The following is a 1,484-nucleotide window of genomic DNA, read 5'->3' as shown; positions in this document are numbered from 1 at the left end:
ACATCAGGTGCCGGGCCCGTTGCGGTCAGCGGTGCCGTCAGCGGCCGCCACACGACGGGGCGGAGGGCGGGGCCGGCCGCGTCCGCCGGTGCCCCGGCGGGCGGGCGGAGGGCGAGGCCGTGGATGTCGGCGACGAGTTCACCGGCGGCGTCGGCGACGGTCACCGCGACCTGGCCGGTGCCGAGGAGGCGCAGGCGGACGCGGAGCGCCGCGGCGCCGACCGCGTGCAGGCTGACGCCCGACCAGGAGAACGGCAGCCGCCCGCCGTCCGCCTCCGAGCCGTCCACCAGGGCCAGGGGGTGGAGCGCGGCGTCGAGGAGCGCCGGGTGGAGGCCGTAGTGTTCGGCGTCGGCCCTGGCGGTCTCGGGCAGGGCGACCTCGGCGTACAGTTCGGCCGGTTCGCCATCCGGGCGTGCGGCGCGGTGCCAGGCACCGCGCAGGCCGCGGAACGCGCCGTCGTAGGCGAAGCCGCGGGCGGCGAGCTGCTCGTAGAGACCGTCGACGGGGAGCGGTTCCGCGTCGGCCGGGGGCCAGGCCGCCGGCAGGCCGGGCGCGGGGGCTTCGGCGCCGGGGGCGACGATGCCTTCGGCGTGGCGGGTCCAGGGCGCCGTGGCGTCGGGGCGCGCGTACAGCCGCAGGGCGCGCCGGCCGTCGGCACCGGGCTCGTCCACGACGAGCTGGAGCTGTACGTCGCCGCGCTCGGGCAGGACGAGCGGCGCTTCGAGCGTCAGCTCCTCCACGGTGCCGCAGCCGACCTGATCGCCTGCCTGGACCGCGAGTTCGAGCAGGGCGGTGCCGGGCAGGAGAACGTCGCCGCGCACGGCGTGGCCGGCGAGCCACGGCTGGGCACGCAGCGAGATCTGGCCGGTGAACAGGACGCCGTCCGCGTCGGCGAGGGCGACCAGCGCGCCCAGCAGCGGGTGTTCCGCGTTGCTGAGGCCGAGTCCCGCGGCGCTTGCGGTACCCGCGGGGGCGTCGAGCCAGTAACGGCGGCGCTGGAAGGCGTAGGTGGGCAGCGGAACGGCCGGCCCCGTGGCGCCGGCGGCGGCCGGTGCGGCGTGGGCGGTCCAGTCGACGCGGGCGCCGTGGGCATGTGCCTCGGCCAGGGAGGTGAGGAAGCGCAGCGGCCCGTTCTCGTCCTTGCGCAGGGTGCCGACGGCGGCGGCCTCGATGTCGGCGTCCTCGGCGGCGGCCTGGATGCTGTCCTCGATGGCGGTGGTGAGCACGGGATGCGCGCTGACCTCGACGAAGAGGCCGTGGCCCGCGGCGAGCAGGGCCCGGGTGGTGTCCTCGAAGCGGACGGTTTCGCGCAGGTTGGTGTACCAGTAGGCGGCGTCGAGGCCACCGGTGTCGACCGGCTCGGCGGTGACGGTGGAGAAGAACGGGACGGTTGCCTGGCGGGGGGCGATCTCCGCCAGCGCGGTGAGCAGTTCGTCGCGTATGGCTTCGACCTGCGGACCGTGGGAGGCGTAGTCGACGGGGAT

General features: G+C 76.5%; 1 protein-coding gene. It reads right to left on the bottom strand.

What is annotated here, in order from left to right; genetic code table 11:
- On the bottom strand, positions 1-1,484 hold a 1,484-nt coding region (locus STBA_RS31205; RefSeq protein ID WP_143659641.1), incomplete at both ends, for an acyltransferase domain-containing protein.

The sequence above is a fragment of the Streptomyces sp. MP131-18 genome (genome assembly GCF_001984575.1).
Lineage (GTDB): Bacteria > Actinomycetota > Actinomycetes > Streptomycetales > Streptomycetaceae > Streptomyces > Streptomyces johnsoniae.
The sequence above is the reverse complement of the archived record's forward strand: the minus strand, read 5'-3'. Positions and strand labels throughout refer to the sequence as shown.